The organism is Paenibacillus sp. FSL E2-0190 (assembly GCF_037992965.1).
GTDB lineage: Bacteria > Bacillota > Bacilli > Paenibacillales > Paenibacillaceae > Paenibacillus_AQ > Paenibacillus_AQ odorifer.
Window position 1 is genome coordinate 2,926,619 of record NZ_CP150306.1, and the last position, 14,681, is coordinate 2,941,299.

14 protein-coding genes are annotated in these 14,681 nt (G+C 43.4%); 11 read left to right on the forward strand and 3 right to left on the reverse strand.

Annotation, left to right across the window (positions count from 1 at the left end):
- The first annotated feature begins 8 nt into the window (after positions 1-8).
- The 11 genes from NST25_RS12600 (at position 9) to NST25_RS12650 (ending at position 12,374) form a co-directional block, all read left to right on the forward strand.
- Positions 9-1,733 carry a sensor histidine kinase gene (locus tag NST25_RS12600; protein ID WP_076125934.1) on the forward strand — a complete coding sequence of 575 codons (1,725 nt, stop codon included), beginning with the start codon at positions 9-11 and terminating at the stop codon, positions 1,731-1,733.
- Positions 1,734-1,795: 62 nt separating this feature from the next.
- Positions 1,796-3,115, forward strand: coding sequence for an extracellular solute-binding protein (locus NST25_RS12605; protein ID WP_340394100.1), 1,320 nt, complete (start codon positions 1,796-1,798; stop codon positions 3,113-3,115).
- Between the two features lie 17 nt (positions 3,116-3,132).
- On the forward strand, positions 3,133-4,731 hold the full coding sequence (locus tag NST25_RS12610; RefSeq protein WP_076183463.1) for a response regulator: 1,599 nt from the start codon (positions 3,133-3,135) through the stop codon (positions 4,729-4,731).
- A 14-nt stretch (positions 4,732-4,745) separates the two neighbouring features.
- A complete protein-coding gene (locus NST25_RS12615) occupies positions 4,746-5,942 on the forward strand; it encodes a hypothetical protein (protein ID WP_076125937.1) in 1,197 nt (398 codons plus the stop codon).
- Between the two features lie 143 nt (positions 5,943-6,085).
- Entirely contained in the window at positions 6,086-7,150 is a 1,065-nt protein-coding gene (locus NST25_RS12620; protein WP_076125939.1) for a fatty acid desaturase, read from the forward strand.
- A gap of 158 nt (positions 7,151-7,308) precedes the next feature.
- Positions 7,309-8,445, forward strand: a complete 1,137-nt coding sequence (locus NST25_RS12625) for a sensor histidine kinase (RefSeq protein WP_076125940.1) — start codon at positions 7,309-7,311, stop codon at positions 8,443-8,445.
- Entirely contained in the window at positions 8,445-9,047 is a 603-nt protein-coding gene (locus NST25_RS12630; RefSeq protein ID WP_036686291.1) for a response regulator transcription factor, read from the forward strand. The genes NST25_RS12625 and NST25_RS12630 overlap by 1 nt, the downstream gene beginning before the upstream one ends.
- 620 nt (positions 9,048-9,667) lie before the next feature.
- Positions 9,668-10,753 (forward strand): aspartate-semialdehyde dehydrogenase, encoded by a 1,086-nt coding sequence (gene asd / locus NST25_RS12635; protein ID WP_036686293.1) that lies wholly within the window; start codon positions 9,668-9,670, stop codon positions 10,751-10,753.
- A gap of 121 nt (positions 10,754-10,874) precedes the next feature.
- Positions 10,875-11,273 carry a hypothetical protein gene (locus tag NST25_RS12640; RefSeq protein ID WP_340394103.1) on the forward strand — a complete coding sequence of 133 codons (399 nt, stop codon included), beginning with the start codon at positions 10,875-10,877 and terminating at the stop codon, positions 11,271-11,273.
- A gap of 116 nt (positions 11,274-11,389) precedes the next feature.
- On the forward strand, positions 11,390-11,572 hold the full coding sequence (locus NST25_RS12645) for a DUF3934 family protein (RefSeq protein ID WP_340394403.1): 183 nt from the start codon (positions 11,390-11,392) through the stop codon (positions 11,570-11,572).
- Between the two features lie 109 nt (positions 11,573-11,681).
- Positions 11,682-12,374 (forward strand): pseudouridine synthase, encoded by a 693-nt coding sequence (locus NST25_RS12650; protein WP_340394405.1) that lies wholly within the window; start codon positions 11,682-11,684, stop codon positions 12,372-12,374.
- Here NST25_RS12650 and thiE read toward each other — a convergent pair.
- From thiE to thiM, 3 genes are read right to left on the reverse strand one after another with little or no spacing between them, the layout of a single operon-like run.
- A complete protein-coding gene (thiE, locus tag NST25_RS12655; RefSeq protein ID WP_081383238.1) occupies positions 12,355-13,011 on the reverse strand; it encodes a thiamine phosphate synthase in 657 nt (218 codons plus the stop codon). The two genes, NST25_RS12650 and thiE, sit on opposite strands and share 20 nt — an antisense overlap.
- Complete coding sequence (gene thiD / locus NST25_RS12660; RefSeq protein WP_340394105.1) at positions 13,001-13,831, reverse strand: bifunctional hydroxymethylpyrimidine kinase/phosphomethylpyrimidine kinase; 831 nt, start codon at positions 13,829-13,831, stop codon at positions 13,001-13,003. The genes thiE and thiD overlap by 11 nt, the downstream gene beginning before the upstream one ends.
- Positions 13,832-13,854: 23 nt before the next feature.
- Positions 13,855-14,649, reverse strand: a complete 795-nt coding sequence (gene thiM, locus NST25_RS12665) for a hydroxyethylthiazole kinase (protein WP_076183472.1) — start codon at positions 14,647-14,649, stop codon at positions 13,855-13,857.
- Between the last annotated feature and the right edge of the window lie 32 nt (positions 14,650-14,681).

A 14,681-nucleotide genomic window follows, 5' to 3' on the forward strand; every position in this document is an offset into this window, starting at 1 on the left:
GGAATATCATGAAACTCCGCCGTAAAATCTTGTTCGCTATTATTCTTCTCGTCTTTATTCCGGTTATTCTGATGGGGATCGTCACTTACGTTAATTTTTCTAATGCAATGGAGAAAAAATCAAGCAATTTCTACTGGATTTCACTGCTTGAAACGGATCGAAAGCTTAAATTCGCGCTTAGTGAAATCACCTCGATCACGAATTCAAAAATTACGCAGCCGGTTGTTCAGCAATCACTGAAGCAGAAGAATTTTGTAATCACTTATGATCGAAAGCAGGAGCTTAGCAGTTATCTCATTGATCATCCAATGATTACTTCATTTAGTTTTTATAGTAAAGATCGTTTAATTTATCAATACAATGCATCGATGTCTTTTGAGGACTTGAAGAGACAAAGCTGGTTTGACGCGATGGAAGGCGCCGAAGGGCGGCCCGTGTGGTCAGGACCGGGAGAAAATGGCTCGGAGATCTCCGGCAATCCGGTACTTGTACAAGCAAGAGTAATCAAAGATTCATATTCTCTCGAAGATATCGGATATCTGGTTGTTAATGTAAAACCTGATTTATTGGATCAGATTTTCTGGGAAGCAGCAACCCTCAAGAAGGGGGATATTTTGCTGGTCAACAAGCTAGGCAATATCGTTTTTAATAAATCCGGTGAACATATTGGACAACGCACAGAGTTCCCCTTTTTACAGAATGATTATGCTAAGGAACATGACTATTACATCGACAACTATCAGGGGGAAAAATCACTCATAACCTTCCTACCTTCTCATAATGCAGCCTGGTATTTAGTAGCCATTACACCTATGAATCTCATCTCGTCAGAATCTGTATCCATCCGGAATATTGCGATTATTTTAAGTACAGTTTCGCTGTTGTCCGCCATTTTGTTCGACCGCTATTTCGTACGGAGGCTCGTTCATAGTATTAATAGTGCGGTTAACGGGATGAAGCGGGTGAAGCAAGGGATATTTACGCCGATCACTACACCCTATCGTGCTGATGATGAAAGTGATTTGCTGATTGATGGCTTTAATCGGATGAGCACGCAGATCAATGAACTGCTTGTGCAGGTGGAGACTGAGCAGGGACGTAAGAAGGAAGCAGAAATGCAAGCGCTAATGGCGCAGATTAACCCTCATTTTATTTATAATTCACTCGAATCGATTAATTCGATGGCAGTGCTGCAAGGCAATAAAGATATTAGCAAAATGGTCATCTCACTCGGCAAGCTGCTGCGAATCAGTATCAGTCAGAATCAGGAGCTGATTCCGCTGCATATGGAGTTCGAGCATGTCCGTCATTATTTGGATATCCAGAAGTTTCGTTTTGAAGATAAATTCTCGTATATCATAGATCTTTCGGATGGTCTTAGGACGTTCATGACACAAAAGCTGATCGTTCAGCCGATTGTTGAGAATGCGCTGTATCATGCGATTGAGCAGATGGAGGACCCAGGGGTCATTGAGATTACGGCCTATGAAATGGGCATGGATATGATCATTATCGTAAAAGATAACGGCCCCGGCTTTGACCTTGCCAAGATGATGAGTCTTTGGGATAACGAGGGAAGTGCTCAGAAGAAATACAGTGATAGCGGCGTGGGGCTTAAAAATGTGCATGAACGCTTGAATATTCGGTTCGGCAGTCCATACGGCATACTAGTGTGTTCATCCCCCGGCTTTGGTTCAACCATCCGAATCCGAATACCAAAAATACTGCCGTAATCGACCGTACGGAAAGAAAGGGGGAGAATGTTATCAAAAAATGGTTATTGAAATGGGGCTGGATGTGGTTATATCTAGTGCTGATTTCGGGCGCGGTTTTATTTATAACTTTAGGAAAGCAAGAACCCATTGAAGATGATTCACCAGAGAAAATCACATTAACTTTCCGTCATTTCTGGATTAAAGAGCATGATCGGCCACTGTTGACTATTTATGAAGATATCGTGGACAAATACCAGTTAGAGCATCCAAATGTGAAAGTTAACTTTGAAGGTTTAGATCAGACGTTGCACCGTGATCAAAAGCTGAAGAACGAGATGGTTACTGGCACCCCGCCAGATATGTTTGTTTTGTTCGGTGGAGCGGAAATCGAGCCCTATGTGCGCTCTAAGCGTCTGATTGATCTGACGGATTTCGTCCGGGAGAATGCGTTAACCAATCAATTCAAGGATCTGGATCTCTGGACCTTTGACAACCATATTTATGGCTTGCCCATTGAAGGGAATGCTGAACCTTTATATTTTAATAAAACCATATTCGAAAAGCTGGGTTTGAAGCCGCCAGAAACGCTGCAAGAGCTTGATGCTGCCATACTAAAGCTGAAGTTGGCAGGATATATTCCATTTGCACTTGGCAACGAAGATCGTTGGCCCGCAGGAATTTTTGCACATTATTTAATGGATCGTTATGCCGGCGCCGACTTGATCGAGAAGCTGATCACTGGTGAAGATCAAGCCAGCTTTCAGAATGAGGCGTATTTAAAGGCTTTTCAGCACTTGGAGCAATGGATCAAAGAAGGTGCCTTCAGCACGAAATCGAATGCATTATCCACAGAAAATGCGGTGGGATTATTTACGAGCGGCAAGGCTGCGATGTATCTGAACGGAAACTGGGATATCAATTTATTTGCAGGAACAGCAGCTCCTACGGATTTTCAAAATGAGGTAGGTGTTATTCCGTTTCCCACATTGAAGAAGGGGGAACAACCTTCGATTGCCGGCGGTTATACATTTGGCATCGGCCTTTCCTCCGAACTAAGCGGAGCGAAGCGGGAGGCTGCGCTCGATCTCATGAAAGCTTTTTACACCCAGGAGGTTCAGACTCGGATTGTATATGAAGGGTTGAGAATTCCGTCTATGCGCATCGCCTTTGATCCTGAGAAGACAGGACCCGTATTCGCGCAAGTCATGAATATGATGGAAGTTAACCGCAAGAGCTTTGTCCCTTATGATAATGTATTGTCACCAGAAGTGAAAAAAACGTTCCTGAGTGTTATAGAACAGATGATTAACGGAGAAATGTCTGCTGAGCAAGCGTTAAAGCAAGTGCAGGCATCCTCCATTCAATATTGGAATTTGATCCAAAGCTCAAGTGTACAATGATCCTGGAGGTGCAGGGAATGGATGAGTTACAAGAGAAATATAAAGTAATAATCGTGGATGATGAGCCGATTATTCTTCGTAGCTTAAAAGCAGCCATTCCATGGAATGATCTTCAGATGGAGATTGTGGGAGAGGCCCGAAATGGAGAATTAGCTCTCCGCTTGATAGAAGACACTTCACCACATATCGTGATTAGTGATATTCGCATGCCCGTAATTGACGGGATTACGTTGATGAAGGAAGTATTGTCTAAAAACCCGAAGCTGGTGTTTATTTTTATAAGCGGGTACGGAGAGTTCGAATATGCAAGAGAAGCATTACGTCAAGGTGCTTTTGATTATTTATTGAAGCCGATCGATCATGATGAACTGGTTGAAATGCTAAACCGCGCCAGAACCAAGCTGGATGAACAGAAGCAAAATGATCAGCTGATTCATTCTGTGCAGATGCTGTCATTGCTTGCACGTGAACGTCTGTTTGCAGAAATCACTTTGGGAAATGCAAGGCCGCTTGAGCATCTGAAATGGCTGGAGAACAGTGAACTGGAGAGCGGATATTTCATGGCTGTTGTCCAGTTAGATGACTACACCACACTGAGCAGTCAATGGAGTGTAGAAGAAAAACGGCTATGGCTGTTTGCAATCCGCAATATTGTGGAAGAATGGTCACTGGAGCATGGCGTGCTGACGGTTTTCCCGTTTCATAATGGAGAGTGGATACTACTGTTCCCTGGATCTTTAAGCGCCAGCAGGAGAGAACTTGGTGAACATTTGATAGCGGGAATCAAGAGATACTCCAAGCAGTCTTGTTCCGTAGGCATCAGCCGCACCACACAAGGCATTGATCAATTAAGTACGGTTTACCCTCTGGCCGCGAAGGCCTTATATCAACGGTTCTATTCGGGGCTTGCCGGGGTCTTTATTGATGAAGAGATATCGTTCCCAAGCAGTAAAGAGGTGAAATACCCAAAAGAGCTGGAAACCGCGCTGATTGAAAGTATACGTACCTTAAATAGAGACCGGATGTGGTCTTTATTTGATGAGCTTGCTTTATTTATTGAGTCACAAGCTGTTCCTAAGGATATGGCTGAACGTCTTCTTGTTGAATTGATCGTTGTGTTATACAGAAATTATGAGTATTTGAATATAAATTCAGATTGGTCCTTGCATGGATTACTTAGCAAGATGCACAATCTCGGCACTTTAAATGAAGTGATCTCTGCTCTGAAAGAAGAGTTTGGTGTGCGATTGGAGCAAGGGAACAAGCCTGTGAACCGCGAGGATACGCGTAGCGCCATCGAGAAAGCGAAACGTTATATTGAGAGTAATTACCATAAAGATTTAAGTATTGAGGAAGTAGCGGAGCTGGCTGATCTCAGCATCAGTCATTTCTGCACTCTATATAAGCAAATAACAGGCTATACCTTTTTGGAGTATGTTACACACTGCCGGATGGAGCGGGCGAAGTATATTTTGCAGAGCAGCAACGTAAAAGTGTATCAGATAGCTCCTCTTGTCGGTTATCAGGACCCACGTTATTTTACACAGGTTTTTAAAAAGGCTAGTGGTCAAACACCAACAGAATACCGAGAAGAGCATACTAAGCAGATCCATTAACGAGGAGGTAGGGGATGGAATTTCATTTGGAGATGATTGTTAAGTGTTTAACGAACCACAAGCTGCAGAAATATTGGAAAGGGTTCGAGGCTGTTTCTTTTGCATTTTATAATAAGGATAACGTGTATCTGTACAATCATCCCAAATTCAAAACGGTAGGATATCATCCACATTTGCTTCCTTGGAGTAATGAATTCTCAGGAGATACCATCATTTTATATGAGGATCACCCTACAGCCATCGTTAATCTGGAATTACATGAAGAATTCGAAGACTTGTACGCCATTTGTGTACACGAATTATTTCACGGTTATCAATTCCTGATGGGAGATGAACGTTATGCAGATGAATTATTGATGATTACCTACCCTTTATCCCTCGAAAATATGGAATTGCGGATTCAAGAAAGACATCATTTATATCTTAGTGTAATGGCAGCTACTATTGAAGAGCGTAATCACGCAATGTACAGATTTATTGCCATCCGTCAACAAAGAGAACAACTGCTCGGGGAGTACGTGCTAAATGAATATCTTATTGAAACGCTGGAAGGACCCGCATGGTATGTTGAATTAAATGCCTATGCCGAAAAATCCACCCTACCTAATGAGGAAGTATTGCACAAATTCAGTTCGTATTTAATAGATGAACTTGAATCTTCGGCTAATATCAGAAGAAGCTGCTACGGTTCTGGTCTGTTTATATGTTTGCTGCTGGATGAGCTTCGGACCGATTGGAAAGAAGAGTTTATGAAGTCGGAGTTAAGTTTATATGCGTTTTTTAAGCAATTTGTGGATCAAGTCATCATTCCCTTCGAGGAGATATCCATCAGCAAAGAAACGGAAGATATTATGCAATCGGTCAAAACAATCAGGGAGAAGGAATTCATTGATTTTATCAGCCTTGAAGGGTACCACCTGTATATTGAAGGAGATATAAAATCTACGGGTTTTAATCCTATGGGTATTATTGGTGGAGATGAGAAATGCATTCATAAGAATAATTTACGAATCCAAATCAATGATGCGGAGTATTTTCTGGAAAAGCCAGTGATTAGCTACTATACAGCTGACCTTCGAAATATTAATAAACTGCACCTCGTACTAGATGAACCTCCAACTTTTAATAAAGATTCGTTAATCCTTAATGGAATTGGTGAGATCAAAGGTCAATACGAAGTGAAGGAAGATGGATGTTGGCTGCAATGCTAACGTAATTTAAATGAGAAGGAGAGTATGACATTTGTCATACTCTCTACTTGATGTTTATGACTTATAGGATGACACTTTATCTTCTATACTTAGAGTAGATGAAAAGATCCTTAGCCGGACACATCAAGGAGGAAACGATATAGATGACTACAAAACAGACATCACAGCTCTCCAGCCTTAAAAAGAGTGTAGCCCCTTACGAGAAAAATGACCGCAACGCAAGTATAAGACAGCTCATCAATACTTTAGGACCACTTGTGCTGTTATGGGGCGGAGCTTATTTCTCTTTATCCGTTTCCTATTGGCTCACCCTTCTGTTAGCTATTCCTGCAGCAGGATTTGTAATTCGAACCTTTATTATTTTTCATGATTGCACACATGGATCGTTTTTTAAGAATCGTAAAGCGAATGATATTATCGGAACGATCACAGGTGTACTGACACTGGTTCCTTATCGGCAGTGGAAACATAGTCATTCCATTCACCACGCCAGCTCCAGTAATCTCGATAAAAGAGGGATCGGCGATATTTGGATTATGACGGTCGAGGAATACGCAGCGGCTTCCTTCTGGAAACGTCTATATTACCGGATTTACCGCAATCCCATCGTGATGTTTGGTCTTGGACCGATTGCTGTTTTTATGATTCAGTATCGTTTCAATGTTAAAGGTGCTAGACGCAAAGAGCGGATGAATACCTATTTGACGAATATTTCAATCGCAGCGCTTTATGGCTTGCTAATATGGGCTATTGGCTGGCAGGCATTTCTTATGGTGCAGCTGCCTGTAGCATTTGTATCAGGGTTTCTCGGCATATGGTTGTTCTACGTCCAACATCAGTTTGAAGACTCTTATTTCGAGAATGAATCTGAATGGAGTTATGTGATGGCCGCGGTTGAAGGTAGCTCATATTATAAGCTGCCGAAGGTGCTGCAATGGATTACGGGCAATATCGGCTTCCACCATGTGCATCATTTAAGTCCAAAGGTGCCAAACTATAATTTGGAAAAAGCGCATAACGCGACGCCACCGCTACAAAAAGCAACAACGATTACGATTGGTACCAGCTTGAAGGCCCTTAATTTCCGTCTTTGGGATGAGGAAAATAAACGATTCATTAGCTTCAAAGAGATGAAGTCCATATTAAATAAACCGAAAACTGCAGGCGAGGTCCTGCAAGTTCATAAGCCCAGACTCCAGGGAGAATAATAGCTACATTGTAATCAAATAGCAGCAAAATGGAAGGTTAGAGCCGGAGAACTCATTCGCGCTCTAATCTTTTTTCTCTTTATCGTTGTGGTTCACCGGATTTTACCGGATTTATGCTAGAATAAGGTGAGTGGCATATGGCAAAAAGGAGAGCGAACATGCAGAAGTGGCATCATATTTTTCATAAAAGTACAGGTCTTAGCCCTTATGTATGGGTCGTATTTTATATTCTACCGTTTTATTTCATCTTTCGGTCCTCTTCTCCCTACCAGGTAGTTTCGGGAATCTTGATGATCGCTGTGTTTTTTGTTTGTTATGTGCTTTCTTTTGTCTCCAAGGGTTGGTTAGTTTATTTTTGGACGAGCGTGCAGATACTGGTCTCTATAACGATGACGTTGTTGTTCGGATATATGTATTTTGCGCTTTTTTTAGCCTTTTTTATTGGGAATATCCAGAACCGAGTAGGGTTCTTCACCCTGTACTCCATTCATTTGCTGACTACGATTATTACGATCAATTATGAGCTGCTGTCGCGTAATCCCGTATTTATCAGCCAGCTTCCCTTTGTGCTTGTCAGTATGATTGCAGTGATCCTGCTGCCAATCAGTACCTATAACCGGAATAATCAAGGGAAGCTGCAAGACCAATTGGAGGATGCTAATAAGCGTATTTCAGAATTGGTTAAGCTCGAGGAACGCCAGCGGATTTCACGTGATCTTCACGATACATTAGGTCAGAAGCTTTCGTTAATTGGTCTGAAAAGTGATTTGGCAGGAAAGCTTATCGACAGTAATCCGACGCAAGCAAAAGCCGAGATTAATGATGTACGCCAGACGGCAAGAAGTGCACTGAAAGAGGTCCGGGAGATGATTACGCGAATGCGCGGCATTCGGCTTGAGGACGAACTCGTTCATATTCAGCAGCTTCTTGCGGCTGCGGAGATCGACTATGTTTTGCAAGGCAATCCTAAACTGTCTAACACTTCATTGATTACGGAGAATGTGCTCAGCATGTGTATTAAGGAAGCTGTCACAAATGTTGTGAAGCATAGTAATGCACAATCTTGCGCAATTATCATTGAACCCACACGCACAGATCTCATCATTAAAGTGAAAGATGATGGAACCGGCATCCCGGGCAATGATCTTTATTTTAAAGGACATGGGCTGCAAGGTATGCGGGAACGTCTTGAATTTGTAAATGGCTGTATGGATATCGTGCGAGATGAGGGTACTACGATAGTGATTAAGGTCCCAAATGCATTTAAGCATCCGGAACAGGAGGTAACCGTATAATGATTAAGATTGTAATCGCTGAGGATCAGCGAATGCTCCTTGGAGCGCTGGCATCTTTGTTGGATTTAGAAGAGGATATGAAGGTCGTGGGCCGGGCAAGCAACGGGGAAGAAGCTGTAGCGATGGTTCAGCAGCATAAGCCGGATATCTGTATTATGGATATTGAGATGCCAGCGATGAGTGGTCTCGACGCTGCGGAAGCGCTGAAGAATAGCGGTTGCAAAACGATGATATTAACCACCTTTGCCCGTGCGGGATATTTCGAACGTGCGCTCAAGGCGGGAGTTCATGCTTATTTGCTGAAAGACAGTCCTAGCGAAGAACTGGCACTTTCGATACGTAATGTGATGGCAGGCCGACGCATGTATGCACCGGAGCTAATGGATGAAGCCTACAGCGGTGAAGTAAATCCTCTGACTCAGCGGGAGAAGGAAGTACTTGGACTCATTGCCGACGGTAAAAATACAAAAGAGATCGCCAGCCAGTTGTACATTACCACGGGAACAGTCCGGAATTACATCTCAGTTATTCTAGATAAGCTGGATGTAGGTAACCGCATCGAGGCAATCACTCGATTTAAGGAAAAAGGTTGGTTTAAGTAAGCGGGGGTAAGAAACGATTAGTTGGTTGAAGCAGCTTGTAAACGTGAATAGCAGAGCGCTGATTGCTGATTGCTGATCGCTGATTGCTGATCGCTAATTGCTGATCGCTGATTGCTGATCGCTAATTGCTGATCGCTGATTGCTGATCGCTGATTGCTGATCGCTGATTGCTGATCGCTGATTGCTGATTGCTGATTGCTAATCGCTAATCGCTAATCGCTGATTGCTGATCGCTGATTGCCGATTGCTGATTTATACTCACCAATCGCAAATAGATGTATTTCCTACAACTATATGCTATAAAATGCTCTGCAGATGCGATTTAGTTGCATTTCTTACATCTAAAAGTTCACTTAGAGGGCATTTCCATTATTTTTCGGGGAAATAGTTGTAGAGAATGCAGTTAAAGAGTTGTCTAAGCAGAAAATAGACTTATAATTGTACTGAGTGCAGCTATTTCTTTTATTAGCATTAGTGAAATTCAATATAATCCGCTAAAAATAAAATTTTTAATGTTATTTTGATGTTAACACTCGCCAAATGTTCCCGCGCCGTATATCATTAATTATCGGCCTATTATCCACAATAGGACAGTTAATCAAAAGGAAGTGTATTTTCTGATGTCAAGAAAGCTAAGAGCCGGCATAGTTGGCGGCACAGGTATGGTAGGACAACGTTTTATTGCCCTTCTAGAGAATCATCCTTGGTTTGAAGTAACTGCGATTGCTGCCAGTGCTAGATCTGCTGGAAAAACGTATGAAGAATCGGCCAAGGGCAGATGGAAGTTATCTACTCCAATGCCTGAGAACGTAAAGAATATTATGGTCCAAGATGCTTCTAAGGTAGAAGAAGTAGCTGCGGATGTAGATTTGATCTTTTGTGCTGTAGACATGAAAAAAGATGAGATTAAAGCGCTCGAAGAAGCTTATGCGCGCACTGGAACGCCAGTAATCTCCAATAACTCAGCGCATCGCTGGACGCCTGACGTGCCTATGGTCATTCCTGAGATTAATCCGGAGCATCTTGAGGTTATTGCACAGCAAAGAAAACGTCTGGGAACAGAGACAGGTTTCATTGCGGTTAAACCTAACTGCTCCATTCAAAGTTATGTGCCTGCACTTCATGCACTCAAAGACTTCAATCCATCTAAAGTGGTGGTCACCACCTACCAAGCCATTTCTGGTGCAGGAAAGACTTTTGCAGACTGGCCAGAAATGCTGGACAACGTGATTCCTTATATCGGTGGCGAAGAAGAGAAAAGCGAGCAAGAGCCTTTGCGGATCTGGGGAAGTGTTCAAGAAGAGGGTATCGTAAAGAGTGAAGCGCCAACGATTACTTCGCAGTGTATCCGTGTGCCTGTAGCGGATGGACATATGGCTGCTGTATTTGTTTCTTTTGAGAAAAAACCGTCCAAAGAAGAGATTCTGAATCTCTGGAAGAGTTTTAAAGGACGTCCTCAGGAGCTTGAACTGCCTAGCGCACCTAAACAGTTCATTACCTATTTTGAAGAGGACAATCGTCCACAGACTAAGCTGGATCGTGATATCGAGAACGGAATGGGCGTATCGACGGGCAGACTTCGGGAAGATGCCCTCTATGATTACAAATTCGTAGGTCTCTCCCATAACACCCTGCGCGGAGCAGCTGGCGGTGCTGTGCTGATCGCTGAGCTTCTGAAAGCAGAAGGTTATATTCAACCGAAATAAGTCCATGCATGAGCTGCAAAGCTGATGTGAATAGACACCTCATCAAAGCTTAGTCTTTGGTGGGGTGTTTTTATTTTAATTTTGAATTTGGTAAAATAAGTTATGGAAGGAGAGGATACCATTGAATAAATATTTATTAGCTTTTATATGGTTACCATTAATCCTGTTTACAAGCGGTTGTACATCGTCAGCTCAAGAGGAACAAGAGTATGGAGTGTCCTCTATAAATGCCGAAATTCCTATTCCGAAGAATGCCAAAGAAATCGAAGTGATAACAAATTCAAATAATCCTAATATAAAAATAGGTGTAAAGTACGAATTGGATAATATAGGGGGAGAACAAGGTCTTTATCGGCCTGACGGCTATTTTAATAAATTAAACGATGCTGGATGGATAGAGCTGGAGGACAAGCGGTTAGGGCATGTGCAATTTTTTGAAAAAAAGGACACCGTCATCGCCATCGAAATACATCAGGATACCTTTGATATTCATGAAATGAATAAAGATGCTAAATTCTAAACAGTTGCTAGTTAGATGAAGCATTTGTTATTACTTAAACAGAAAGGTTGAGAGTGTGGTAAGATAGGTAAAGTGTATAAACTATACGAATTCTGAATGACTGACGGAGTGATATGATGGGTGCAAAAAGTAAAGGTGGCGGCACAGGCAGAGGTACGGGGAGTAAAGGCTGGACACGCTGGAACAAAACAGCAAAACCAGTTAAACCTGCTAAAAGTGACCCAACGACGGGTCCAGGTGCTAAAGGTGCAGGTGGAAGCAAGGGCAGTAACGTGAAAAAAAGCGGAAGCACCAAATAGCTCCCTTAAACTGGGTTATTCCTGAAGGTTAACATCTGATTTTGATCGTTAAAATCAGGTGTTTTTTTATGACTAGAGGTAAGTATATAGAATGAAAGTAGGATCAGCAGTGAGAATCGATAAATATATAAGCGAAACAGGCTTTTGTTCCAGAAGGGAAACCAAACGATTAATTGCAGCAGGTCGAATCGCTGTAAACGGTATTGTCTGTGAGGCGAACATTCTTATAGAGCCAGAGGATATCGTATGGATCGATGGGGAGCCGATAACAAGCAGTAAAGGGGAGCCAGTGTATCTCGCTTTGAATAAGCCGATAGGCATTACCTGTACAGCAGCCCCACATGTGGCTGGGAACATTATTGATTTTGTAGGGTATCCTTCACGGATCTTTGCGATTGGCAGATTAGACAAAAACTCGGAAGGCCTCATTTTGTTAACCAACGATGGAGAGATTGTAAATAAAATGATGCGTTCCGAGAATGGGCATGAAAAAGAATATGTAGTTCATGTAGACAAACCGGTTACGTCAGAATTCTTACAAGAGATGTCTAGCGGCGTGAACATTCTTGGAGTCACAACGAAACCTTGTGAGGTCTATCGGATCACTGAATGTCAGTTTAGAATTATCCTAACTCAAGGTCTTAATCTGCAAATACGCAGAATGTGCAAGGAGTTAGGATATAGAGTACTAAAGCTGGAGCGCATAAGAATTATGAATATTACATTAGACGGCTTGGAGCTGGGACAATGGCGGCATTTAAGCAGTGAAGAGCTGTGTGAGCTTATGTCCCGCTTAAACTGACTTTGTCAACAAAGCCTCTGGCAGTTGTGGTAATATCTTCAGCTCCGGCAATCGCTGAGATAACAGAGATCCCATCCGCACCAGCTGTTAATACTGGTGCAACATTTTGCAGCGTGATTCCCCCAATGCCAACCAAAGGGATGGTAATGCCTTTATTTCTTAGTTCTTCAATCATCGCAGTGCCTTGAACAGCTTTGGCATCCTCCTTGGATGACGTAGGATAAATGGGACCCACGCCCAGATAGTCGGCTCCATCGGCAATCGCCTGCTGAGCTTCAGCGAAGGAGTGAGCGGATACACCAATGATTTTATTCTCTCCAAGTAGCTGGCGGATCGCCAATGCAGGTGTATCCTCCTGTCCTACATGAATTCCGTCCGCATCAAGCGCGATCGCTAAATCAATGTCGTCATTCACGATAAAGGGCACGCCATTGGCATGACAGATCTTTTGAAGTCGTCTGCCAAGATTAAGTCGTGCCTTATCACTTAAGGATCCGGTACCCTTTTCACGGAATTGAAACATGGTTATGCCCCCAGCTACCGCTTCCTGCAACACCTTAACGGGAGCTTTACGGCAATTTACGCTGCCCATTATGAAATAGACTTTTAATAGATCTCGCAGATGTTCACTGTTCATTCGTTGCACTGTTTATCCCTCGCAGTCTGTTTTGATAAGCAAAATGATTGGTTGGTCCATGCCCAGCCCCTATGCCCAGCTCGTCCTCAATCGCCGCTTGTATAAATGCTTTGGCAGTTTGAATGGCCTCAGCTACGGATTTGCCTTTGGCTAGCTCGGCGGTGACCGCTGCTGAATAGGTGCAGCCTGTACCATGCGTATGTCTGGTCTGAATCCGGCTACTCTCCAATAAGGTATATTCGTGACCATCATATAGAAGATCGGTTACGGCTGTGGTCGAGGTATCATGTCCCCCTTTTAGTACTACATATTTGGAGCCCATGCCATGAATGATTTTGGCTGCTTTTTTGCGTTCTTCTATGGTGGAGATCGTCATCTTTGTGATCATTTCGGCTTCGGGAATATTGGGTGTCGTCACCAATGCTAAGGGCAGCAGATGGCTGATTAAGGATTGAACCGCCTCCTGCAGCAGCAGTGTGGACCCTCCTTTAGCGACCATCACAGGATCAATTACAAGATTAGACCAGCCGTAATACTTAATTTTATCTGCCACAATGCGGATGATGTCGCTGTTAAATAACATCCCTGTCTTTACGGCATCTGGTTGCAGGTCAAGTCCTATAGAATCAAGCTGCTGAATTATGGCGTCCAGAGTCACTGGATAAACCCCTTGGACACCCAGCGTATTCTGCGCTGTCACAGCTGTGAGGACGGACATGCCATAGACAGAAAGCTCTTGAAAGGTTTTTAGATCGGCCTGAATGCCAGCACCACCGCCGCTATCGGAGCCGGCAATGGTTAGAGCTTTGGATATAATCATCGATTTCACTCCTTTGAGGGTCATTAACTGAGCTGTTTGATACTAGATCTTTCTAGGAAGACTTCTGGCGTGACCCATGTCAGTTGATTTAGAAACTCAACCTGAAAGCTTCCCGGCCCTTGACCAGTTGTTAGTTCAGCGGCGATTTCAGCGGCTACTCCATAGAAGGAGAGGGCTTCCACTGCAGCCTCCAACGAGGCACCTCCACTTACCGCGAGAAATGCACCCACAACAGCGCTGAGCAAGCAGCCAGTTCCTGTAACCTTCGTGAGAATAGGGTGACCGTTGCTGGCAATATAAGTGTTTTTTCCATTCGTGATCACATCGTCTTTTCCAGTTATGATGACCACACAGCTTAACTTCCTCGCAGCAGCTTCAGCCAAAAGGACTACATCGCCTTCACCTTCGCCAGCATCCACCCCTTTAATGGACCAACTCTCTCCAATGACATTAGCGACTTCAGCTACATTCCCCCGCAGTGCGGTGATTTGCATCTCATTCACTAGCTTTTGAGTGACAGCGGTCCGATAAGAAGTTGCGCCTGCACCTACCGGGTCAAGCACTAGGGGAACCCCGTGTTTATTAGCGGATTTACCAGCGAGCAACATAGATTGAATGGCGTAGTCATTGAGTGTGCCTATATTTAGAACTACAGCAGACGACATAGCGGCGATGTCGATCACTTCTTCGTGGGCATCCGCCATAAAGGGAGAGGCACCCAGCGCCAACAGACCGTTGGCTGAGAAATTGGCTACTACAATATTAGTGATGTTGTGGATCAAGGGGTTGGATTCCCGTACTTTGGCTAAGTAACTCATCATAATTCCTCCTCAAGCTTGTATGAATAACT

What these genes read in the sequence shown, in the direction of transcription:
- NST25_RS12625 (WP_076125940.1), top strand. Translation starts at nt 7,309, where the DNA reads ATGCAGAAGTGGCATCATATTTTTCATAAAAGTACAGGTCTTAGCCCT.
- NST25_RS12605 (WP_340394100.1), top strand. Translation starts at nt 1,796, where the DNA reads ATGTGGTTATATCTAGTGCTGATTTCGGGCGCGGTTTTATTTATAACT.
- asd (WP_036686293.1), top strand. Translation starts at nt 9,668, where the DNA reads ATGTCAAGAAAGCTAAGAGCCGGCATAGTTGGCGGCACAGGTATGGTA.
- NST25_RS12645 (WP_340394403.1), top strand. Translation starts at nt 11,390, where the DNA reads ATGGGTGCAAAAAGTAAAGGTGGCGGCACAGGCAGAGGTACGGGGAGT.
- NST25_RS12620 (WP_076125939.1), top strand. Translation starts at nt 6,086, where the DNA reads ATGACTACAAAACAGACATCACAGCTCTCCAGCCTTAAAAAGAGTGTA.
- NST25_RS12600 (WP_076125934.1), top strand. Translation starts at nt 9, where the DNA reads ATGAAACTCCGCCGTAAAATCTTGTTCGCTATTATTCTTCTCGTCTTT.
- NST25_RS12610 (WP_076183463.1), top strand. Translation starts at nt 3,133, where the DNA reads ATGGATGAGTTACAAGAGAAATATAAAGTAATAATCGTGGATGATGAG.
- NST25_RS12630 (WP_036686291.1), top strand. Translation starts at nt 8,445, where the DNA reads ATGATTAAGATTGTAATCGCTGAGGATCAGCGAATGCTCCTTGGAGCG.
- thiM (WP_076183472.1), bottom strand. Translation starts at nt 14,649, where the DNA reads ATGAGTTACTTAGCCAAAGTACGGGAATCCAACCCCTTGATCCACAAC.
- NST25_RS12615 (WP_076125937.1), top strand. Translation starts at nt 4,746, where the DNA reads ATGGAATTTCATTTGGAGATGATTGTTAAGTGTTTAACGAACCACAAG.
- thiD (WP_340394105.1), bottom strand. Translation starts at nt 13,831, where the DNA reads ATGATTATATCCAAAGCTCTAACCATTGCCGGCTCCGATAGCGGCGGT.
- thiE (WP_081383238.1), bottom strand. Translation starts at nt 13,011, where the DNA reads ATGAACAGTGAACATCTGCGAGATCTATTAAAAGTCTATTTCATAATG.